Annotated in this window: 20 protein-coding genes; 11 read left to right on the forward strand and 9 right to left on the reverse strand. The window is 48.1% G+C overall.

Annotated elements, in window-relative coordinates; genetic code table 11:
- Window positions 1–210 precede the first annotated feature (210 nt).
- The gene (locus BRW63_RS02135) at window positions 211–405 is read left to right on the forward strand and encodes a hypothetical protein (RefSeq protein WP_073069235.1); all 195 of its coding nucleotides are present in this window, start codon (window positions 211–213) and stop codon (window positions 403–405) included.
- Here the strand turns inward: BRW63_RS02135 and BRW63_RS02140 are convergent.
- On the reverse strand, window positions 388–843 hold the full coding sequence (locus tag BRW63_RS02140; RefSeq protein ID WP_073069236.1) for a hypothetical protein: 456 nt from the start codon (window positions 841–843) through the stop codon (window positions 388–390). The two genes, BRW63_RS02135 and BRW63_RS02140, sit on opposite strands and share 18 nt — an antisense overlap.
- A gap of 334 nt (window positions 844–1,177) precedes the next feature.
- Here BRW63_RS02140 and clpS point away from each other — a divergent pair, with 334 nt between their 5' ends.
- Together clpS and BRW63_RS02150 are read left to right on the forward strand one after the other, a co-directional pair.
- Complete coding sequence (gene clpS / locus BRW63_RS02145; RefSeq protein ID WP_073069237.1) at window positions 1,178–1,459, forward strand: ATP-dependent Clp protease adapter ClpS; 282 nt, start codon at window positions 1,178–1,180, stop codon at window positions 1,457–1,459.
- Between the two features lie 11 nt (window positions 1,460–1,470).
- Window positions 1,471–2,289: a CPBP family intramembrane glutamic endopeptidase gene (locus tag BRW63_RS02150; protein WP_073069238.1), complete on the forward strand. Its 819-nt coding sequence runs from the start codon at window positions 1,471–1,473 to the stop codon at window positions 2,287–2,289.
- Here the strand turns inward: BRW63_RS02150 and BRW63_RS02155 are convergent.
- The 3 genes from BRW63_RS02155 to BRW63_RS02165 are packed head-to-tail and all read right to left on the reverse strand — an operon-like array spanning window position 2,270 to window position 5,980.
- Window positions 2,270–2,923, reverse strand: a complete 654-nt coding sequence (locus tag BRW63_RS02155) for a pentapeptide repeat-containing protein (RefSeq protein WP_073069239.1) — start codon at window positions 2,921–2,923, stop codon at window positions 2,270–2,272. The genes BRW63_RS02150 and BRW63_RS02155 overlap by 20 nt on opposite strands.
- Before the next feature lie 4 nt (window positions 2,924–2,927).
- Entirely contained in the window at window positions 2,928–4,382 is a 1,455-nt protein-coding gene (locus BRW63_RS02160) for a DICT sensory domain-containing protein (RefSeq protein ID WP_073069240.1), read from the reverse strand.
- On the reverse strand, window positions 4,382–5,980 hold the full coding sequence (locus BRW63_RS02165; protein WP_317615780.1) for a photosystem II high light acclimation radical SAM protein: 1,599 nt from the start codon (window positions 5,978–5,980) through the stop codon (window positions 4,382–4,384). Before BRW63_RS02165 ends, BRW63_RS02160 begins: the two co-directional genes overlap by 1 nt.
- A 430-nt stretch (window positions 5,981–6,410) precedes the next feature.
- Between BRW63_RS02165 and BRW63_RS02170 the strand changes: the two genes are divergently transcribed.
- Window positions 6,411–6,791: a DUF1830 domain-containing protein gene (locus tag BRW63_RS02170; RefSeq protein WP_073069242.1), complete on the forward strand. Its 381-nt coding sequence runs from the start codon at window positions 6,411–6,413 to the stop codon at window positions 6,789–6,791.
- 194 nt (window positions 6,792–6,985) lie between these two features.
- Entirely contained in the window at window positions 6,986–7,420 is a 435-nt protein-coding gene (locus BRW63_RS02175; protein ID WP_073069243.1) for a DUF4079 domain-containing protein, read from the forward strand.
- Here the strand turns inward: BRW63_RS02175 and nadB are convergent.
- The 4 genes from nadB to BRW63_RS02195 form a co-directional block, all read right to left on the reverse strand.
- Window positions 7,415–9,112, reverse strand: coding sequence for an L-aspartate oxidase (gene nadB, locus BRW63_RS02180; protein ID WP_073069244.1), 1,698 nt, complete (start codon window positions 9,110–9,112; stop codon window positions 7,415–7,417). The genes BRW63_RS02175 and nadB overlap by 6 nt on opposite strands.
- 131 nt (window positions 9,113–9,243) lie before the next feature.
- Window positions 9,244–9,690: a photosystem II complex extrinsic protein PsbU gene (psbU, locus tag BRW63_RS02185; RefSeq protein ID WP_073069245.1), complete on the reverse strand. Its 447-nt coding sequence runs from the start codon at window positions 9,688–9,690 to the stop codon at window positions 9,244–9,246.
- A gap of 128 nt (window positions 9,691–9,818) precedes the next feature.
- The gene (locus tag BRW63_RS02190) at window positions 9,819–10,811 is read right to left on the reverse strand and encodes an adenylate/guanylate cyclase domain-containing protein (protein WP_073069246.1); all 993 of its coding nucleotides are present in this window, start codon (window positions 10,809–10,811) and stop codon (window positions 9,819–9,821) included.
- Window positions 10,812–10,985: 174 nt separating this feature from the next.
- Entirely contained in the window at window positions 10,986–11,708 is a 723-nt protein-coding gene (locus BRW63_RS02195; RefSeq protein WP_073069247.1) for a DUF3120 domain-containing protein, read from the reverse strand.
- Window positions 11,709–11,991: 283 nt separating this feature from the next.
- On the opposite strand from BRW63_RS02195, the gene BRW63_RS02200 reads away from it, so the two are divergent.
- The 6 genes from BRW63_RS02200 (at window position 11,992) to bchM (ending at window position 18,237) form a co-directional block, all read left to right on the forward strand.
- On the forward strand, window positions 11,992–12,921 hold the full coding sequence (locus BRW63_RS02200; protein ID WP_083582623.1) for an undecaprenyl-diphosphate phosphatase: 930 nt from the start codon (window positions 11,992–11,994) through the stop codon (window positions 12,919–12,921).
- A gap of 78 nt (window positions 12,922–12,999) precedes the next feature.
- Complete coding sequence (locus BRW63_RS02205) at window positions 13,000–14,334, forward strand: TIGR03279 family radical SAM protein (protein WP_073069248.1); 1,335 nt, start codon at window positions 13,000–13,002, stop codon at window positions 14,332–14,334.
- Between the two features lie 76 nt (window positions 14,335–14,410).
- Entirely contained in the window at window positions 14,411–14,704 is a 294-nt protein-coding gene (locus tag BRW63_RS02210; protein WP_073069249.1) for a DUF2470 domain-containing protein, read from the forward strand.
- A gap of 17 nt (window positions 14,705–14,721) precedes the next feature.
- Window positions 14,722–15,909 carry a glycosyltransferase family 4 protein gene (locus tag BRW63_RS02215; protein WP_073069250.1) on the forward strand — a complete coding sequence of 396 codons (1,188 nt, stop codon included), beginning with the start codon at window positions 14,722–14,724 and terminating at the stop codon, window positions 15,907–15,909.
- A gap of 39 nt (window positions 15,910–15,948) precedes the next feature.
- Window positions 15,949–17,094, forward strand: coding sequence for an N-acetylglucosamine-6-phosphate deacetylase (nagA, locus tag BRW63_RS02220; protein ID WP_073069251.1), 1,146 nt, complete (start codon window positions 15,949–15,951; stop codon window positions 17,092–17,094).
- A 459-nt stretch (window positions 17,095–17,553) separates the two neighbouring features.
- Window positions 17,554–18,237 (forward strand): magnesium protoporphyrin IX methyltransferase, encoded by a 684-nt coding sequence (gene bchM, locus BRW63_RS02225; protein ID WP_073069252.1) that lies wholly within the window; start codon window positions 17,554–17,556, stop codon window positions 18,235–18,237.
- A gap of 287 nt (window positions 18,238–18,524) precedes the next feature.
- On the opposite strand, the gene BRW63_RS02230 is transcribed toward bchM, so the two are convergent.
- The gene (locus BRW63_RS02230) at window positions 18,525–20,945 is read right to left on the reverse strand and encodes a sucrose synthase (protein ID WP_073069253.1); all 2,421 of its coding nucleotides are present in this window, start codon (window positions 20,943–20,945) and stop codon (window positions 18,525–18,527) included.
- Between the last annotated feature and the right edge of the window lie 203 nt (window positions 20,946–21,148).

Here is a 21,148-nt window from a genome sequence, read left to right on the forward strand (position 1 = left end):
ATCTTTATTAGATAAGCCCTATTGTTTAAACTTTTCAGTAAGCTTTTGAAGTTAATGTATAAATACGTACAAAACTACGGGCTTAGACTAACACTGAAACTTACCCAAAAACTTTGGTGACCTAAATCACCTCAGATCTATGGGTTGGATCACCTTAAAAGTGAAACGATCGATAGACAATTCTAAGGTATAGAGTCGTCACAACCTTATATGAAAACTAGTGAGAACATGCGTCAGTTGGTAGGGAAAGCGCTTTACTTCAAATGTTTGACTCCTGATATCGAGAACGAGATTAACTACGAACTAACGCGACAAGGACACATTTCTGACGTGGACTACGAAGCGCTTGAGCTGCTAATGGCTGAAATGGATGCGGGTCGGATTCGACTAGTGCCCAGCCCCTAGCTTGTCAGAAAACGCATCAGGATAAAATTGACAGAGTTGACGAATAAACTCACGAAGCTGGTGATGAGCGGTTATCGCTTGTGGAGTCGAGTCGGCAATCTCATCCAGGCTATAAAGAGACGACAGCACCGGAATGGCTTCGACATCCAAAGCTGGACGAAACAGAATTGCAGGCAATAACAAGTCTGCTCCCTGCCGCAAATCATGCCAGCAGGGTGAGTTTTTTGATCGATGCTCAAACGATTGAGAAGAGTTTGCCGTCTCTGATGAACCTATTACTAAAACTAGAGGACGTGCCCAGCATAAGCGGCGAGCTTCCACAATTTGCACCACTTCGGCATAGAGGCGGGTTGCATTAAGCTCAAGACAGACAATCTGTGAAGGTTGAAACTTAGAAACCCAAGCTTTCGACCCTTGATATTGTGAATCCAGATCCATAGGTTGCATTTAACTAGCAGTTGCACTGTATTGATCATAGATGGCTGATTATGCCAACGGCTACCGTTATAACGCTGTAGGTATTCTGAGAGCGGTTCCGTTTCGAGAAAGCACGCTCATCAGTTTCTCTAAGGGTGGCGAATTCCTGTGAAGAAGCGTTAACCTAGACAAGAGCCATTCATAAAAACTTTTTTCTTTCAACAGCCTGTGAGCTAAGCCTGAAGAACATTGGGAAACCAATCAATTTACAGCGTTGTCAGGGCTGAAAAAGGTGATTATCGTAATGTGCTGGTCTTTTAATTAGTTGTTGATAGTTTACGGAGAGGATAGAACTGTGTCTGTTGAAACTATTGAGAAGCGTTCAACATCACGAAAACTTGCGCCTCGCTATAAGGTTTTACTCCATAACGATGATTACAATTCGATGGAGCATGTGGTGCAGGTTCTCACAAAAACAGTGCCCAATTTAACCCAGCCCCAGGCGGTGAACATCATGATGGAGGCTCACACAAATGGGCTTGCGTTGGTGATTACGTGTGAACAAGAGCATGCAGAGTTTTACAGCGAGACGCTCAAAGCGAACGGGCTACAGAGTACGATCGAACCCGACGAGTAGCAAACAATAAATTGAAATCTAGGATTGAACGCCTGTCTACCTACCCCGCTCCTTTTCGGATCGGGGTGTTTGTGCTGATGCTCTTGCTGATATGGGCACCTTTCGTTGGGCTAACAAACTGGCTAGTTCACGATTCAAACACGGCTTCGATCGTAACGATACTTCTGCTCTACGCAGAATTTATCTTCTTAGTGCGGTTGTGGGGACGTTATGTTTATCATCAGCCAGACTTACTCAAACGATATGGTCTGGTAAAAACTCGCAGGAACGGCATTAATTTTCTGACGGGTTTAGCGATCGGGCTAATCAGCCTTCTGTTAATGTTTGCCGTTCAAGGCGTTTTGGGGTGGGTCACTTGGTTATCTCCTCAGCCGTTTCTGCCTCGCATCATCTTAGAAGGTTCCCTAACAGGGCTAGGAATTGGTTTCGCTGAAGAGCTTTTGTTTAGAGGCTGGCTGCTAGATGAGTTGCAGAGAGATTACAGTCTGCAAAGAGCGATGTGGATTAACGCGATCGTGTTTGCTTTGCTGCACGCGCCCAGATCTATCGCCCAAGTTCCTGCGCTCATCCTTCTGGGTTTAGCGTTGGTGTTGGCAAAACGCGCTAGTGGAGGCAGATTAGGACTCTCGATCGGGCTACACGGCGGGTTAGTTTGGGGTTACTACATGGTCAACGTGGGGCAACTGACCAAATATTCAAATCAAGTGCCCGACTGGTTGACGGGAATAGGTGGAAACCCGTTGGCAAGCTTGACGGGAATGGTGGCACTGGGCGCGATCGCATTAGGAATGAAGATTGCATCGTCTCGCCCTACAGATCCGAAGACTTAGCTGGCTCATCCAGGTGAGTTCCGATGAGACACGCCCCAGCAAGATTTACTCCGTCTAGGTTGGCGTTTTGTAGATCTGCACACAACAGATTTGCGCCTGCTAAATTTGCGCCTGCTAAATTTGCGCCTTGCAGATCAGCTTCTTCTAGGTTGGCTTCTGATAAAAGTGCGCCTTGCAGATCTGCCTGACTCAAATTGGCACCGTGCAGATTTGCGCCGCTCAAGTTGGCACCCCGCAAATCTGCTCCCCGCATATCAACCCCTTGAAAGCTGACACCCATTAAGTTGGCACCACTGAGAAAAGCCCCTGTGAGGGCAGCACGAGTGAGCTGCGCGCGCATCAGGTTGGCACCTCTTAGATTGCTTCCGCGCAAATCTGCTTCGGTCAAGTCAGCTTGCATCAGATTGGCACCTGTCAAATTAGCTCGAAGGTCAGCCCCGACTAATTGGCTACCGATCAAGTTGGCTCCGTCTAAAGAGGCTCCAGAGAGTTTAGCGCCTGTCAGATCAGCCCCTGCGAGTCTAGCTCCAGCTAAATTGACACCCCTCAAGTCCGCATGGGAAAGATCTTCATCTTGTAGGTCGGCACCTGCTGAACATTTGTTTTTACTCGATCGAACCGCTTGAAGATCCATAACGCTAAACCTGCTTTGTGACCAAATTAGTAACCTGCTGAGATGACTCAATTAGGTTCAGAATATCTTCATCTGAGTGAGAATCTAAGAGCCACATCCCCGCCGCAATCTTGGGAAGATTGATCGACAGGCTCAACCCTTGTTGCATCCCAGCCGCTAATAGGGCGAGTGCATCGACGAGTTTAGGATCGAAGCGATCGCCCTGTTCAGCTTGACACGCCTCTAAAGCTTTCATGAAATACCCTTCAGAATCGGGTTGGGCATCCGCATTTCGCAAGTCGGCTAGATGTTGCTGAAACTCGACGACTAGTCCCAAAATTCGGGACTCTAGAGGAATATCGTCTCCTGCGAGTCCGGCAGGCTGACCGCGCCCATCCCAGCGTTCAGACTGGTGAGTGATGATGGTCGCGATCGCTTTAAGTCGCTGCATCGTGCGAAGAATTTGCGCGCCTGGCACGATCGGGCAACTAGGCGGTGCGTCAGTCTCATCTTCTGAATAACGAGCAAAGCTGCTGCCACTGAGAACGCTGTCCGATCGCTGCAAAAAAGCGAGTCGGTGCAACAAGCTGGCAAGACGGAGGCGATTTAACTGCCAGCTAGGAAGATCGAGCAACTGAGCCATCGCTTCCGACAAGGTAGCAACTTCGGCTGCTGCCATGGGGTTGCTGATATCCGTTTGATCAATGAGTTGTGCCAACCGTAAGAACGCCTGTAATTCATTAGAAACCAGATTGTTGTCTAGCGCTTCGTGACGGTGTGAGGCAAACCTGTATTCTGGCTGCTGACTGAGATGTGCCTGACCTGTTTGCAGGTATTCCATCACTCGCGAGACGGCTGTATAAACGTCATCGCGATCGGCTGTCTCAGCTTCAGTCGCGATGTCTTCGACTCTCGCCATCAGTTGCTTTTGCAATTCGGGATTGTAGCGCCCAATGTGAGCGATCGCGATCTCCACCGTTTCTCGAACTAAGCCTGATTCAAACGTCCAAAAACCATAGAACTTACGCTCTAAATCTTCCGTAGGAACTCCGTTTGCCCCATAATCAGCAACCGATAGTTCCTGACACAGCACCATTGCCGTATAAGTCGGAGCCAAAATCATTAGGTGCCATTCTTGAGCAACTGGGTCGGTTGGCTCAAGTTCGACGAGAGAAACGTTCGATCGCTGACTCGTCGGATGCTCGGCAAAACCCGCATCGTGAGCTGCCATCAGCACAATTTGTCTAGAGTGTTCTGCTAGATCTGAGTAGCGATCGGCTTCTGCCAAATACCATTTGCCTCTTTGAAAAGCAGTCACGACGAGAGGAGAACTGCTGCAAGTGAGAATGCAGTCTTCTAGCGCATGGCACAGAGAAACTAGCGTATTTTTGTAGTAAACACCGAAATTGAGAGGGCGTTTCCCAGCGTCTCCGCTTTCATGAGAAACTCCCAACTCATGCAGAATTGAACCTTCTAACATTACTTTCCTACTCCAACACCTGCTAACGCTTGCTGTTTAGGTTCGATCGGAGCAGAGAGCGCTTCTTCTAACTCTGCCCGTCCCAGTCTCGCTTCTAAAATATTCATCACTTCGCGCCCAAAATCGTTGGGGTTTCGCTGCCACGCTTGAAGACAGACTTCGCCGAAGAAAGAACCAAGGGGTTCAGGATTCCAAAACAGCTTGCGGATCGACCAGGGCGTGATGTTCATCGGATCATATCCTGGTTTAAGAATGTTGTTTTTGAAGGCATACTCTTCTAAGTGAGTGTGGGGTTGCAGGCCGATAAAGAAGATAGCAGGCTCTACCTTGTCTGCACCAAAAATTTTCTCTAACTCTCGGTGATAAGCGATCGTTTGACGAATCGTATCGGGACGCTCATCGATTACATTAAACGAATAGTTGACTGAAACCAAAGCATTGAATCCAGCGGCTTTCAGGTCGCGGCAATTCTCTAAGACGGTTCTCAGGTTGTATCCCATCCGCATTTTGCGAACTAACTCTTGTGATCCGCTTGTGATGCCGATCTCAAAGTAGTTCATTCCTGTTTTTACCATCAAATCGCACAATTCGGGAGTCAGATTATCTGCCCGAATGTAGGCTGCCCAATGAATATCTTTCATGCCCGCGTCAAGCACTTTTTGAAGTAGCTCAATCACGTCATCCATATATTTACGAGCCGGGATGAGTTGAGCATCAGTGAACCAAAAATTACGGATGCCGCGATCGTAGAGTTGCCGCATCTCAGCCACGACTTCATGAGCCGGGTTAATTCTCACCTGTTTCCCTTCAATCACCGTATAGATGCAGTAGCAGCAGTTATGGGGACAGCCTCGCTTGGTTTGAACACCCACATAAAAATCTTGAGCTTGAAAATAGTATTCAAACTCACGCCAGATAGTCTGAATGTAATCGTAGTTGCAGGCAGTCTTTTCAATGTTGGCTGGAATTTCGTGAACTAAGCGATCGCGAGGCTTGGTTTCACCCACGACATAGCATCGCTCGTCTTCAAAGTTTTGACCTCGAAGCATTTTCTCTAACAGCGATTCGCCTTCGCCCACTGAGATAATCGAACCTTTTGGCAAGCTCTTGCCGATCTGCTCATAAAACACGCTGACGGCACCGCCGCCCACGACAACACGAGCAGCCGGATTGTATTGTTTAGCTCGACTGACTCCTCGTTTGATCAAACCAATATTCCGCCAAAGCTCACCATAATAGCCGGAAGCGATTCGCAGTAGACCCACCGCGCCCCTTGCCTTGACTAGGGGATTTAAGGAGTAAAAGAACTCAAACGTATGCTGTAGAGGATTTCCACCTCGCCCATCGACGGGAGCATAAATTTGAATGTCTCGCCACGAGAACACCAGCAATGTTGGCTTAAATTCGTCAACACAGTCATCTAAAGCCGCATTGAAATCGAGCGGGGGAACCGTGCCCAAGTCTAAAATCTTCTGCTCGACCTCAGGAAACTGCTTGTGAACGTGATCGGCAAGATAAACCACACCGATCGGAAAGATGGGGTTACAGGGAAGGCGAACGTAGAGAATCCGATTTTCCATTGCAGTGAGTCTATTCAAAAGTGGAGTTTGAGACGATCGGGGCGATTTAGATACAGTCAATATGAGAGGAGTATGATCCCAACCTTTCAACTTCTAATTTAAGAATATCGATAATGTCTCCTCTGTCCAAAATCAGGACTTTAGCCCAAATATGTGAGAAGATTCTGAAAACTATTTTCATATAACTTTACGATACCACTGACATCAGACTTCTGCATGGTCTAGGCTGCAAGTTCCGACGACTTTAGACGAGCCAAGTAGCAGGCTGATCTCAATTCGGTTTCCATCCGAGTAAACACTGAGAGAGGATTCTTAACATTCCTCTAGTTTAAGAAAGAATTCGCCATGAGACAGGCAGTTGGTAATCGGGTTTACAGTTGCCAGGGATCGCAGGTGTTAGGGTTCAAGTTAATAACCATCTTTAAGGTTGGAGTACCTCAATAGACTTATGGCTCAAGTCTTCGATCCCATTCCATCTGATAACTGCGATCGCCTGCTTTGCTGCTATGTCAACGTAACCAGTCAGATTCAGATTGCTCGAATTAGCAATATCCCTAACTGGTACTTTGAGCGTGTGGTCTTTCCGGGGCAGCGCTTGCTTTTCGAGACATGCTCTGATGCCCATCTAGAGATTCATACAGGCATGATGGCAAGTGCGATTCTATCCGATACGATCGCCTGTTCTAGTCTTCGTGTTCCAGAAGAGCCTGAAATAATAACACCCGTTCAGGAACAAGAGTTAGAGCGAAGAAACGAAGGAATAGCCCCTGGGAACGAGTCTCAAGTGATAGAGACGCGATCAGCCGCAGTCTTGACTTCTGTAGATTGATGTCTCGGTTCCAAGCTAAGATCCACTCACGAGCTTAGAGAACTCTTTAAGAAAAGACTTTTAGGTTTCTGAACTGATACGACTATACCGATCTCTCTAACCTTGAGAGTGGCGTAAAAGAAATCATGCGGTGGCTTGCTCAGTCGCCGCATTTTTTGAGGAAGATAGAGAGGTAATGTGAGAGACTAAAAACTTTGGATTTGCCCTCTTTTATCTGGTTGTGGAAAATTGCTGCGTGGTCAATGGGGTTTGCGATCGCTACCTATTTGCTGCAAACCGTGACCGGGATCGGAATGTTTGCCGGACGAACTCAAGCCGGGTCACGTCCCGATTGGCTGCGTCCTCTACACTTTTGGAGTGGTGTCGTCATGGCGCTGCTGGTGCTGCTGCTTTTAGCGATCGGCATTGTGGGCACTTTAGGACACTACGGCAGCCTGGCGCATTCAGCTCACTTACCTATAGGAATTGGGGTGGTGGAATTAGTCATGCTCTCAGCTTGGAGTGCAGTGCAGATCAGTCCCGATCGCCCTTGGGCGCGTCCTCTACACATTGCTGTAAACGTCTTGTTATGTGTCGCATTTGTACTCGTTTCGCTAACGGGCTGGAGCGTCGTTCAAAAATATCTATAGGTCATTTTTAACCCTGACAGGTGTTGTGTCCCAGCGATCTCCCCGTACTTGGGTGTGAACTTGCCAATTGGATGCGGATTGAGGGTAGTCTGATCGATAATGCCCGCCTCGGCTTTCGGTTCTAAATAGGGCACTTTTGAGAATCAGATCAGCCACGTCTAGCAAGTTATGCAGTTCTCCCCATGCTTTGAGATAAGGATCTGCATCAGCCGCAAATTGAATGGTTTGGAGAGGCTTGAGCGTGAAGAGAGATTGACTGAGCGAGAGTTGGGCAAATTCTCGTTGCCAGACTTTGACCTGAGCGATCGCATTCTCTAAGGTCATTTGCTCCCGACAAATTCCTGCACTCTGCCAGATCAGTTTGGGTAGCTCTGTGCGGAGTGCCTGGATTTTGTCTAACTCGGAGCGTTCCAGCTTGTGAAAGTCAGTCAGATTGGTAAATTCTTCATCTATTTTCTGAGCGTCATCAATGGATAGATGGGTCAGTTGCGCCCCAAAAACCAAGCATTCTAATAAAGAATTGCTGGCAAGTCGATTTGCACCGTGAACCCCCGTACTAGCCGTTTCACCCACTGCATACAATCCCGAAATATCCGTCTGATTGATCAGATCTGCCTCGATGCCCCCCATCCAATAATGAGCAGCCGGGGCAACCGGGATCGGTTCTTGAAAAACATCGATTCCCCAGTGCTGACAGACCTGAATGATGTTAGGAAATCGATGACGAATAGTTTCCGCAGGAATGGGGCGCAAATCTAGCCAAACGTTTGCGCTTGCCGCATCTGCCTCTGTTTTCTGTAAATGATTAAAGATCGCCCGACTGACCACATCTCTCGGTGCAAGTTCTCCGGCGGGGTGATAGTCAAAAGCAAAACGGTGCCCGTGCCGATCGACCAAATGTGCGCCCTCTCCCCGCACCGCTTCGCTAATCAAAAAGCGCGGCGCACCTGCTTTAGTTAGCGCAGTCGGGTGAAACTGCACAAATTCTAAATCGCGCAATGTGGCTCCGGCTCGATGGGCGATCGCCACTCCATCCCCCGTGCTAACTGCTGGATTGGTCGTCTGAGCAAGAACCTGCCCACCGCCGCCTGTTGCCAAGACAACCGCTCCCGCCCGAATCCACTCAACCCGTCCCTGATTAATCAGGCTTATCCCCTGACAACGCTGGTGCGGCGCGTCTAGCCACAAATTCAGCACAAAGGCTTGGGAGACGATCTGAATGTTTTTCCGGCTGAGAACCTGTTCTATTAAAGTAGTGACAACAGCGCGACCTGTCGTATCAGCCGCATGAAGCACGCGACGACGTGAGTGAGCCGCTTCTAGAGTCAGGGCAAGATTAGAACCCTGGTGATCGAAGGCAACCCCCATATCAACTAAATTGTGAATGCACGTCGCCGCATTCTCGACCAAAAACTTTACTGCATCATAGTCACACAATCCGGCTCCAGCTTTGAGGGTGTCTTCGAGATGCAGTGTTGTCGAGTCGTGAGGGTCAACCACAGCAGCAATTCCCCCTTGTGCCCAATCGCTGGCCGATCGAGACAGCGCATCTTTGGTGATCAGCCCAACCTGAAGATGAGGAGGCAGACAAAGCGCTGTATAGAGTCCTGCGGCACCCGCACCTACCACAACCACATCAAACCGAGCAGGGACATCGCGGCGTTCAGACACGTCTAAGCTGAAATCTGACATAGATTAAGTTAACGATAAAAAATGCTCCCTGCAATTAGGTTAAACCAGAGAAAAGATCTTAGGTAAACCTAGAGGCAGAGAGCGATCAATCACAAATGCAGGTCGAACAGAGTTTTTTGAAGTGGCTGACTTTAGCGATAGATGCCGTTGTTGATGCGATCGTCGCCTTCGGTCAGTTCTTTAGAGACTTCGCTAGTGACAAAGTTTTTGAGGTTTGACTGAAGCGTCTCTTTCTGTTGCTCCGTTAAACCAGGAATGTCTAAAACATCTTCAACCTTTTCATAAGGAGAATTTCTAAAGATGATGCTTGCCAAGGTTGGGTACATTCCCGGAAACTGCCGGAAAGCACGCAAGTTGGTGTTATTCAAGTCAATCTTTTTACCAAATTCTGTTGCCATCTTATCTTCTACGGCATTCCGAAGCGGTTCAGTCGGCTCCGCTGCCAACAAAACAGACGGGCGAAAAGCAGAACCGAGATCGTTCAAGTTAGTGGCTAAGGCAGTTTGAGACGACCCTAACCAACCTAAACAGCTAATGATCAAACTCAAGGTGGCGACAAAGCGAACTAAACGTTTCATGATGAATTTCCCTCCCCTTCGTATCGGGCAGACTCTCTACACAGCTTTTATTAGAGCCTATCATCTCAGTGATACAAACTTCTCATTAACTTGAAGAGTTAGCAGGAGTCAGATCAAAACCCTAAACCTCATCCACTGCTGCCGACTTTTGTTTGCAAGAAGGCATCGAGATCTCCAAACGAGCAAGCATGGGTCAGAGTAGGCACCTCGTAGCCTTTGAGATGGACAGTGTATTGCTCAAAAAAGTTAGCGTCGTCCACCAGAGTAGACAGATGATGATGAGTCGTTTCACCGATCGCAATGTCTAAACCGATTTGCTTAGTGGCAGACTCTAGCCTAAACGCGGCGTTCACGGTGTCACCCAGGGCGGTATAGTCGGGTCGATCGCCGCTGCCCGTGTTGCCCACCATTGCATAACCTGTGTTGATCCCAGCTCCAATTTTGAGCGGAAACGGTAGCGGATACTGATTATAGAGACTGCTGGTCATGGTGTGAAGCGCGTTGACAGCCTGGAAAATTCGCAGCATTTCGTCGCGATTCACCCCTTGTGCGCCATGAGTCCAAACTGACATAACTGCATCGCCGATGTATTTATCGACCCAGCTTCCATACTCACGAATAATGTCCCCGGCGCATCGAAACCAGGTGCCAATCACTTCTGAAAGTATCTTTTCGTCTAACTGCCGCGTCAACCCTGTAAAGTCTCGAATATCGACGACCAGAACCGAGATTAACCGACGAATATGAAGGGTTGCAGTGGCCGTAAATTCTTTAGAATCCATTCCGATCGCACCCTCGATCTGCTGATGAACGGGGCAATAGAACTCAATCTCGGTTTGCCCAAACGTTAAGCGATCGCCATTTTGCAACGTGACCGGAATGCTGACGCGCCGACCATTGATAAAGGAGCCGTTGCGACTGCCCAAATCGATCAGGTAAAATTCGCCGTTCTCCATCGACTGCAACATCGCATGGTTGCGCGAGATCCAACGATCGGACAGAACGACATTGTTATCTTCACTGCGTCCGACCGTCCAACAACTACCGCCAATTAAGGGGAATCGACGACTTCCTGAATCTGTTCTTAATACGAGATGTGGAGTGGGTTGCAAAGTCACCACAGGTTGAGAAGCGAATAAATCCTTTCCTATGATGCCCTATGACACGCTTAAAAAGTGCCAGCGTTAACGATTGGAAGCGGATAACTTAAGCATCTTTAAGCAACCGATGGTCAAATTCTCAGCAGCAAGAAATTATTTCCCAAGCATTTTAGTCGATCTGAACTTAACCGATTTTCACGCAAGTGACGCGGCAAGCCAAAACAGACTATCTACCAAGATTGTACTCAGAACTGCTCCGCTAAACGCTAACCAGTGCAATTTTTGAGACCGAAAAGAAACAATGCCAACACTGAGTAGCAAAATTGCTAAGACGGCTACCCAAGAAAGCCCCCAAGGTGTCTGCACTTGAGCAACTGCTTGATGAAGGATCGCCTGAGCCATATCGGGTTCGACAACCATGACTTGCCGCCAGTAGGGGATCAGGTCAACCAAATAAAAATATACATCAGTGACGACAGTCCCGAAGAGTGATCCTAGATAAAAGCAGTTACCAATCTTGCACCAACCGCGAGTCAACCCCCATAGGGCGATCGGGAGCGCGATCGCTTCGATCGGCAAATGCAAGGTTGGCTCCCAGCGCAGCCATCCCCAATAAAGCGATCCTGCTAGCCACGTCCAGGTAAAACCTGTGAGTAGCTCTCCCAAAATTTGAGTTTTAAGCTTGGATGAGAAAATAATGCTTAACCCTACCCAGCCTGCGGTTGCCAATAAACTCAGCCAGGGAAACAGTCGGACTAGAGGGGCTTCAAAAAATACGGGCACCGAGACTAGAAAGATCGCGCCGCCAAACACTAACCAGCGTTGAGCAGCAGAAGCCGTTTGAAATGATGTAGCAGTCGCTACTTTAATGGTTGAAGCAGGGCGAACGGCGTTGGGAGTCGGCGGATAGGAAATCAAAGTGTTTTAATGATTAGATTAATTAACTTTATTTACGTTACTTAACATTACCACAGGAAAACTGAGAGTTTAGAGGCATTTCGGCGAAATCAATCTTAAGAAATATCCCCCCCCTGGGCATTCACTTTATCGTAACGGAATTTTTGGATCTGTGATGATGTCGATCGCAGAGATGTCACCAGATCTGAACCGCGAAGTCATATGTTTCGGATACACTATTTCTCGCTGCGAAGACAGTCGTAGAATCTCACCGATCGCCACTCAACATCAAAGGAATGAACGCATGGAAGGTTTTCAATTTAGCCCCGATTGGTTAATCGCTGCTTCGGGAGAGAGCATTTGGCATTCTGGGCAAGCTTTGTTGGGCATCCCAGACCCGACTGTCTCAAATAGTGGCAACCTGCTAGTCGGAATCTTTCAAGCGATCGTGCTCGGTATCGTTCAAGGCATTACCGAATTTCTGCCCATTAGCAGCACAGCCCACCTACTGATTTTTCGAGATGTGTTTCACTGGTCGCAGCAGAAATATTTTATTGACGCGATTCAGTTTGGCAGTGTGATTGCCGTCGTGATGTATTTCTGGAAGGACATTCAGCAAATTTTAATCGGCGGTTTGTCGGCATTTCAGCACAAAGACTGGGAGCGGGAAGAGTGGAAGCTTTTAGTGGGCATCGCCGTAGGCACGATCCCGGCGCTAGTCGGAGGCTTGCTGCTTAAAGATGTGCTGCCAGAAAGTCCGTTTGTGATTGCGGTGATGTCGATCGTCATGGCGCTCTTGCTGGGATTGGCAGAAAAAATTGGCACCCGCAAACGAGGGTTCGACGCTTTAGAGATTAAAGACGGCATTCTCGTGGGTTTAGGGCAAATGATCGCGCTATTTCCGGGGGCATCGCGATCGGGTTCGACGCTAACAGCCGCTTTATTTTTAGGGTTAGAGCGACAGACGGCGGCTAGATTCTCTTTCTTGTTGGGCATTCCGACTTTGACGATCGCGACACTCTATCAATCTAGAAAAGCGTTCGGCAATGTGGATGATCTCATTCCTCTGCTAGTGGGGATTGTGTCGGCGTTTATCTTTTCTTATTTGTCGATCGCCTGGTTATTGAAATATTTACAAACTAGGAACACCTTGATCTTCGTGTGGTATCGGCTGGCGTTTGGGTTGGCGCTGTTAGTGGCGATCGCGAATAGTGTGTTCAAAGATGTTCCATAAAGGTTGCGTTGACCAATGGGATTGAAGTCGTTGGTAGACTGAAGATCTGATAATTAAAGATCTAAAGTTTCCCTGATCATGAGCGAGTCTTCTATTCGTCCAGCATTAATCACGGCGGTCTTGCCGGACTCGATCGCCGCAGAAATTGGATTTGAACCGGGCGATCGCTTAGTCTCGATTAACGGGCAGCCGCCGCGTGATCTGATCGACTATCAGTTTCTGTGTGCCGATGAAGAGCTAGATCTGCAAGTGTTAGACACCAAAGGCAAAACTCATCAGGTTGAAATTGAGAAAGACTACGACGAAGATCTAGGGCTAGAGTTTGAAACCGCTCTATTTGATGGACTAATTCAATGCACTAATCGCTGTCCGTTTTGTTTTATCGACCAGCAGCCGCCCGGAATGCGGGAAACGCTCTATGACAAAGACGATGATTATCGCCTCAGTTTTCTCTATGGCAGCTATCTAACTCTCACTAATCTGCCTCCGAGAGAATGGCAGCGCATTGAGCAAATGCGGCTCTCTCCCCTGTTCGTTTCAATTCATGCGACCGAGCCAGAGGTAAGAAGCCGCCTGCTCAAAAATCCGCGTGCGGGACAAATCTTGCAGCAGTTGCAGTGGTTTCAAGAACGCCATTTGCAAATTCATGCTCAAGTGGTGCTTTGCCCTGGCATCAATGATGGTGAACATCTGACGCGCACTCTTTTAGAGTTAGCAGAGTTTCATCAGCACGAAATTCCGGCGGTTGCTTCGGTCGCGATCGTGCCAGTAGGTTTGACGCGCTTTCGCCCAGATGAAGATGAGTTAATTTCGGTGACTCGTGAAAAGGCGCAAGAAGTGATTGCTCAGGTTCAACGCCTTCAGCAGCAGTTTCAGCAGCAGTTTGGCTCGACGTTTGCTTGGTTAGCCGATGAATGGTTTTTAATTGCAGGACAAGAATTGCCGCCTGAGTCGCACTATGAAGATTATCCGCAAATTGGCAATGGCGTTGGCTCGATTCGTCAGTTTCTCAAACAGTTTAAGACGGCATCAAAGCGATTGCCTAAACGAGTCGTGCCCGATCGTACTTTCATTTGGGTGGTCGGCAACGCCGTCGAATTAGCTTTTCAGCCTATTTTGCAGCGTCTCAATCAAATAGGAGGACTCACCGTGCGAATGGTGGCACTCAATAGTCAATATTGGGGACAAACCATCACTGTAACGGGGCTTCTGACGGGACAAGATATTCTGCAAGCGCTGCAAGGGCAAGATTTAGGCGACGGAATTCTGTTGCCTTCTCTGATGCTCAAGCACGACGATACGCGGTTTTTAGACGATATGCGAGTCGAGGAGCTTGCCGATCGTCTCAAGACAAAAATTCAGATTGTGCAAGGGCTTGAGGGCTTGATTGAAGCTTGCCAAAATCCCGAATAGATGCGAGAGGACACGACGTGTCGTGCCCCTACCTGGGCTTGCTATGATTTCTGACAGTGGATTAGAGAAATGAATCATGTCAGAAACCAGTAGTGAAGTATTTTCTAAAGCAGTCAGCGATCGCATCTGCAAACACATGAATGATGACCACCCCGAAGCCATCTTGCTTTACGCGACCGCTTATGGACATGTAAGTGAAGCAACTACCGCAGAAATGGCAGCGATCGACGCTCAAGGAATGGATCTCAATGCCCAAATCAACGGAGAACCCGTATCATTGCGGATTCCGTTTGACCACGAGCTAAAAGATGCTGAAGACGCGCATCACACATTAATCGATATGTTGAAGCAAGCGCGAGTTAAGCAATAAGGAGTGAGGGATGAGGAATGACTGGCAAGCTAAGGAATTGGATTCTACAGTGCAATCAACTGAGCGATCGTCAATCTGACTCATTCCTCATCTCGCAGTCTCTCAAGAAGCCCGTTTTTGTTTTTCTAGAAATCTTCTCTTGCGAAGGCGGGATTCAGTCTTATGTCAAAGATATTCTGCAAGCCTACTCAGATTTAGGAGGCGAGGCAGATGTTTTTTTACTCAGAGACAGCGCGACGGTAGACAATCCGTTTGAGTCGGGTGCGATCGCGTTTCACTATCTCAAAACTCAGAACGCTGCGATCGGACGAATTCGTCTCGCCATCACGCTACTGATCTACCTGCTCAAAAATCGACCCCAGCGCGTCTTTTGTGGGCACATCAATTTGGCACCGTTGATTCAAACGCTTTGCAGCCCGTTGAGAATTCCCTACACAGTTCTGACATACGGTAAAGAAGTTTGGGAGGCTCTTCCGACTGCTCAACAAACCGCTCTCCAACACGCCGATCGGGTTTGGACAATCAGCCACTATTCTGGCGATCGTGCCTGTCTTGCCAATCATCTCGATCGCGATCGACTAGACTTTCTGCCTTGTGCAGTTGATGGTGACGCTTTTACCCCCGGTGTCAAATCCTCAGATTTAATAGACCGCTATCAGTTAGCGGGGTCAAAAGTTTTGATGACGGTTGCAAGACTGTGGTCGGGCGACCCCTACAAAGGCGTGGATGTGACCATTCGGGCACTCGCTGAGATTGGGCGCAGTTTCCCTCAAGTCAAATATTTGGTGATCGGACGAGGAGACGATCAGCCGCGATTAGCAAGACTTGCAGAAGAGTTGGGAGTCAGCGATCGTGTCATTTTTGCTGGGTTTGTCTCAACTCAAGATTTGGCTGACCATTATCGCCTCGCCGATGCCTACGTCATGCCCTCTCAAGAAGGCTTCGGGATTGTCTACCTAGAAGCGATGGCGTGTGGAGTGCCAGTGCTTTCAGGCGATGCAGATGGCTCGGCTGACCCACTGCAAGATGGCGAACTCGGCTGGCGTGTTCCTCATCGCGATCCGGTTGCGGTTGCGGCGGCTTGCATTGAAATTCTCAACAGTGATGACCCACGATCGAACGGAGTTTGGCTCAGACAGAGAATTATAGAACTTTTTGGCAAGCCTGCTTTTGCCCAAAGATTAAAAGCGTTGTTAGAACTTTAGCCGTGAGAGGATTGAGGGCGTAAGTTTTCACGGCGGGTCATGGATGACAATTTGTTGATTCTCAATGCTCAAGTGCCTGGTTTTCAGGGATTGCAGCAGATTTGCATTCAGAAAGGTGTCATTCACGAAATTGTTCCTATTCAATCCGCACCTCAGACAGATTTACCCGTTCTTGATGTCTCTGGTGATTGGATTTCGTTGGGTGGAATTGATCTGCAAATTAACGGCGCTTTGGGTTTAGCCTTTCCAGACTTGAGTGTCGAGAATTGTGACAAATTAGAGGCAATCTGTCAGTATCTCTGGAGTCAGGGCGTAGACGGATTTTTGCCCACGATCGTCACCACGTCGATCGAGAATATTCAGCGATCGCTCTCCACGATTTCCCAGTTTCTACCCTCAACTCTAAACCCGCAAGACGCTTCTCAAATCCTGGGTGTCCATCTCGAAGGGCCGTTTCTCAATTTTGAAAAGCGCGGCGCACACCCTGCCAATTATCTGCTGCCACTTACGGTTGAGCAGATCAAGCGCGTTCTAGGCGATTATGCTTCGGTGGTCAAAGTCATCACCCTTGCTCCCGAACTCGACCCGACTGGAACCGCGATCGCCTATCTACGATCGCTCGGCATTATCGTCAGTCTCGGTCATTCACAAGCAACAGCAACCCAGGCACAGCAAGCCTTTGCCCAAGGAGCCACCCAGGTAACTCATGCCTTTAATGCCATGCCTAGCCTCCACCACCGAGAACCAGGGCTGTTAGGAGCTGCGATCGCTGACCCCAACGTTCACTGTGGACTGATCGCCGATGGTCAACACGTTTCGCCCTTGATGCTGGAGTTGGTGCTGAAAGCAAGTCAGTTCCACGGCATCTTTTTAGTCAGCGATGCTCTCTCACCGCTAGGGCTACCCGATGGCACCTACCCCTGGGACACAAGGCAGATCGACGTGCAAAATGGCACTGCTCGATTGCTTGATAAAACACTAGCAGGAACGACCTTACCGCTTTTAGTCGGGGCACAAAACCTGGTGAAGTGGGGCATTTGTGGAGTAGAACAAGCGATCGCGCTGGCAACCACTGCACCGAGACGAGCGATCGCTCAGTCAGAGAGCTATCTCAATCAGCCTGCACACTTATTGCGATGGCACTTACATTCCACTACGGGTGACCTAAGTTGGCAGAGATTATGAGCGTTTGCCAGTCAAATTTTTTGTGTGCCAGATTGAATTCTGTCTCATCTGAGCCAATGCCGATCTAAGGCTTCGCTTAAACTGCGAACAGGGCAGCATCAGAACGAATCTTCAGTTGGTTTCTTCTCATAAAAAAGGGACACTTTGTGGGTGCCCCTCAGAATACTCAGATTGACTTGTCAAAGCAAAAATAACCTCACAGAGCCACTAATTTTCAGTTAAACATGGTTAAGATGTTTAACCAGTGATCGTTTGGGATTTTGCCTACCCGTAGGATAACTGACAAATGGATAGAGTAGTTTAAGCTACATGAAAATTTCATGAAAATCTAACCGTTTCTACGTCAACTTTGTGCGAGTCTAGCTGGCAGCAAACACTAAGTTTGGGCGCATCTGCTTCTGGGTGCGCGATCGAGTACTACGATAAACCTGTTGAGACAATCAGACACAAACAGGTTTTATGAACGGAATCGATGACAAAACCGTTGTTCGGGACTATTTTAATGCAACGGGGTTCGATCGCTGGCGGCGCATTTATGGCGATGGTGAAGTTAACACAGTTCAGCTAGACATCCGCACGGGGCATCAGCAAACGGTTGATACAGTGTTGGCTTGGCTTAAAGCAGATGACAAGCTCTCTGAGCTAACGATTTGTGATGCGGGGTGTGGTGTGGGAAGCCTCAGCATTCCTCTAGCGCAAGCAGGGGCAGTGGTTTCTGCGAGTGATATTTCTGAAAAGATGGTGGGAGAAGCGAAAGAGAGAGCCGTAGCGATCGGGCTTCCTAGCAATCCAAGTTTCTCAGTTCAAGATTTAGAGACGTTGAGCGGAAATTATCACACGGTCATTTGTTTGGATGTGTTGATTCACTATCCCAGTGATCAGGCAATGGACATGATTAAGAATTTGTCTAGCTTGGCGAACGATCGGCTGATTCTCAGTTTTGCGCCCAAGACTTTTTTGCTCACGATTTTGAAGAAGATCGGTGAGTTTTTCCCCGGACCCAGTAAGGCGACTCGCGCTTATCAGCACCGTGAGGCAGAGGTGGTGCGGGCGCTTGAAAGCTGTGGCTTCAAGATTCAACGATCGGCGATGACCAGCACCCGCTTTTATTATTCGCGCATTTTGGAAGCAGTACGAGGGTAAGCGTTTTAACGGGTCCCTCAACGTTTGTCGATCGATCGTGCGTGTTCTTTTGATAACTCTAAGAGAGCAGGCACGATCGGGCATTGCCAGTAGTCGCGACTCGCTGCGATCGAGTCCGCCAGGAACTTAAGTTCCTGGCGGATAGCGAAAGTGCTCTGAAGAACACTAAATCAGGATTTCAGTCCATTTCAATGGACTTCTGCTGTTAGCCCGGAAATTAATTTTCGGGTGGGTTTCCGAGTCAACAAGCACGACTGAATTGACAATCTCAAGCCTTTTCATAAGCGCTATCGAGTTAGATGGTCTTGCATGAGTTGTTGCGCTCTTGGCTTATAGAGTAGATAAAACAGCGACTCAATATATCTCAGCATATCCTCGCGGTTTTCTTGAGAGGTGTAATTCCAGAAGCCATAAATCTTGGCGAGAGATAACAATCGAGTCGTGTGAATCTTCCAGGTATAGGTGCTATAAACTCGATCAATGCCCCGTTGCGAAATCTCATTCCAATAATTGGAGTTTTGCTCACATTTGTCTAAGAACTCTATGATGATTTCTGCAATTTCTTCTTGTTCGGTTGGGTTGATATAGAACCCATTCACTGTGTTTTGAATGATCTCTAACGGGCCGCCGAAGCGAGTTGCAAACGTGGGCAACCCAGTCACCATCGATTCTAAGATGGTTAGACCAAAGGCTTCAAAAAGGGCGGGCTGCACAAAAATGCCTTGACGATCGGCGATCACCCGATACACTTCTCCAGTATCACTTTTTGACAGCCGCGCCCCTAACCAGCGAATCTTGCCGTGCAGATTATATTGGTCAATCAGTTGATAGAGTTTCTGAATCTCGTTGATTTCTTCGCTGTCGGTCGAGTCTTCGGTGCGGAGTTTGCCCGCGATTAAAATCAGGTTGCAGCGCTCTTGCAAGGCGGTGCTTTTGCCGAACGTTTCGACTAAACCCGTGAGATTTTTAATGCGATCGAGCCGTGCCATTGAGAACAACGGACGCTTGTTGAGGTCGTCTAAAGTGCCAAAGATCTGACTCGGATCGTCTTGGGTAAAGAGCATTTCTTCTAAGCGGTCACGATCGCCCAGCAAGCGATCGCCTTGGCGAGTATAGGGAAAAAACACGCTCTCATTCACGCCAGGAGGCACCACGTTAAACTTGGGGCTAAACAGCTCAATGCCGCTGACGACGTGATAAAGATCTGGCATCGTAAACGACTTATAAGATTCATACTGTCCGACGCTTTCGGGTGTGCCAACAATTTCTTGATAAGTGCTGCTGATGATGAAGTTTGCAGCATTCATCGCAATTAAATCAGCCGTAAATTGCAGCGAAAAATGATAAGAATTCTCTAAATCTTGCCAATAGAGATTGCTAAACAAATACTTCGATTTTTCGAGAGCGTGAGCGACGTTGCACTGGGTCACTTTTAAGCGTCTTGCTAACAAAAACGCGACTAAATTGCCGTCCGAATAGTTGCCTATAATCAAATCAGGAATGCCTTGAAACTCTGCCCGAAGTTCCGTCTCTGCATCGAGTGCAAACGTTTCTAAATAGGGCCAGATCTCAAATCGAGAAATCCAGTTCTGCGTCAATTTAGAATTAAACTCGCGGAACGGGACGCGCAGAATCCAGGCATCTTTTGTGCCGTAGATTTTTTCTAATCGCTGATTGCAGAGGGTGCTGTCACTGTTGGGAATTAAACGGGTCAACACCATCACTTTGGGGTTAACACCCAAAACTTCTAATCCTGCCAGGTTGAGGTCTTCTTGAAGCTGCTGTTCAAGGCTTTTTACCTGGTCGAGAATGTAAACCACCTGTCCGCCTGTGTCGGGTCTGCCTAACACTCCTTCTTGCCCAAACCAGCCATGAGGCGACACCAGCACAACCTTAAAGATCATAGGAATGCGCGAGATAAAGGCTTCGAGTGCCTGGTGATCAGGCGAGTCAATCAAGCGATCGAGCACTTCTAGCGTCTCTTGAACGCGATGAGCCGTGTTGCCCCACCCCGGCTCAAACCCAAGATTTTGCAAATCAAATCGAAAGGTTTGATAGGGAGAATCGGCAGGCTGATCGCCGACCAAACTTAACGCCTGTTTGACTCGATCGGACAATTGCTGCCGCGACTGAATTCGTTCATTAATCATCAACTGAGAGCCGCCGTAGCAATGCAATCTCAAAAAGTTAAAGATCGAATCTTCCCACTGGCTAGAGTCTTGAAACAGTTTGCTCGACAGAAAGCGGTTGAGAAATTCGACTCCTTTGCCGATGTTTTTGGGGTCGCGAATAGTGGGTGAATAGTCGTAAAACGGTTGAAAATCGATTTCAAAAATGTCGCCGTCTTGGGGATGGTAGTGATTGACAAAGCGATCGCGCAAGTCTAACAATTCTTCGGGGGTGATTGGTTCGATCGTCAGATCTTCTAACAGCCGATAGGCCTCTTGTCGAGCAATTCGGGGACGAATAATCATGCAGAGACTTTCATTCACAAGAATGATTTCTTGCACATAATAAATTAATTTGCTGAGTCGCGACGACGTGTGAAACTGCTCTGACTTTTCATAATTTTGGCAATATTCGCCAAATGCATGCAGGATTTCGTTTCGCAATAAGTATTTCTTGTCAGAAGTTCGCAAAAGACTCGCAAACTGACGTAAATCTGTTTTTTCTTCAGTGTTAAGAACTGCTTGAATTAGGTCTGACATAGCAACTTATTTGAAGGGTCAGGGTCAGTGTCTGGCTTTTCTCCCTGACAAACGTCTTCAGCGCTCACCCACTGACCAGCACTGATGCTAGTTCTGATCTTACCAGTGATGTATCAGCCATAAGGCTGGAAAATTTCGGGAACTGCAAACTTTTAATCTATGTAGATATAAACACTTGCGATCGCCAGACTCTACAATCAGAG

The organism is Phormidesmis priestleyi ULC007 (assembly GCF_001895925.1).
Classification (GTDB): domain Bacteria; phylum Cyanobacteriota; class Cyanobacteriia; order Leptolyngbyales; family Leptolyngbyaceae; genus Phormidesmis_A; species Phormidesmis_A priestleyi_A.

What these genes read in the sequence shown, in the direction of transcription:
- BRW63_RS02215 (WP_073069250.1), top strand. Translation starts at nt 14,722, where the DNA reads ATGACTGGCAAGCTAAGGAATTGGATTCTACAGTGCAATCAACTGAGC.
- BRW63_RS02170 (WP_073069242.1), top strand. Translation starts at nt 6,411, where the DNA reads ATGGCTCAAGTCTTCGATCCCATTCCATCTGATAACTGCGATCGCCTG.
- BRW63_RS02155 (WP_073069239.1), bottom strand. Translation starts at nt 2,923, where the DNA reads ATGGATCTTCAAGCGGTTCGATCGAGTAAAAACAAATGTTCAGCAGGT.
- BRW63_RS02135 (WP_073069235.1), top strand. Translation starts at nt 211, where the DNA reads ATGAAAACTAGTGAGAACATGCGTCAGTTGGTAGGGAAAGCGCTTTAC.
- BRW63_RS02200 (WP_083582623.1), top strand. Translation starts at nt 11,992, where the DNA reads ATGGAAGGTTTTCAATTTAGCCCCGATTGGTTAATCGCTGCTTCGGGA.
- bchM (WP_073069252.1), top strand. Translation starts at nt 17,554, where the DNA reads ATGAACGGAATCGATGACAAAACCGTTGTTCGGGACTATTTTAATGCA.
- psbU (WP_073069245.1), bottom strand. Translation starts at nt 9,690, where the DNA reads ATGAAACGTTTAGTTCGCTTTGTCGCCACCTTGAGTTTGATCATTAGC.
- nagA (WP_073069251.1), top strand. Translation starts at nt 15,949, where the DNA reads ATGGATGACAATTTGTTGATTCTCAATGCTCAAGTGCCTGGTTTTCAG.
- BRW63_RS02230 (WP_073069253.1), bottom strand. Translation starts at nt 20,945, where the DNA reads ATGTCAGACCTAATTCAAGCAGTTCTTAACACTGAAGAAAAAACAGAT.
- BRW63_RS02160 (WP_073069240.1), bottom strand. Translation starts at nt 4,382, where the DNA reads ATGTTAGAAGGTTCAATTCTGCATGAGTTGGGAGTTTCTCATGAAAGC.
- BRW63_RS02210 (WP_073069249.1), top strand. Translation starts at nt 14,411, where the DNA reads ATGTCAGAAACCAGTAGTGAAGTATTTTCTAAAGCAGTCAGCGATCGC.
- BRW63_RS02205 (WP_073069248.1), top strand. Translation starts at nt 13,000, where the DNA reads ATGAGCGAGTCTTCTATTCGTCCAGCATTAATCACGGCGGTCTTGCCG.
- nadB (WP_073069244.1), bottom strand. Translation starts at nt 9,112, where the DNA reads ATGTCAGATTTCAGCTTAGACGTGTCTGAACGCCGCGATGTCCCTGCT.
- BRW63_RS02140 (WP_073069236.1), bottom strand. Translation starts at nt 843, where the DNA reads ATGGATCTGGATTCACAATATCAAGGGTCGAAAGCTTGGGTTTCTAAG.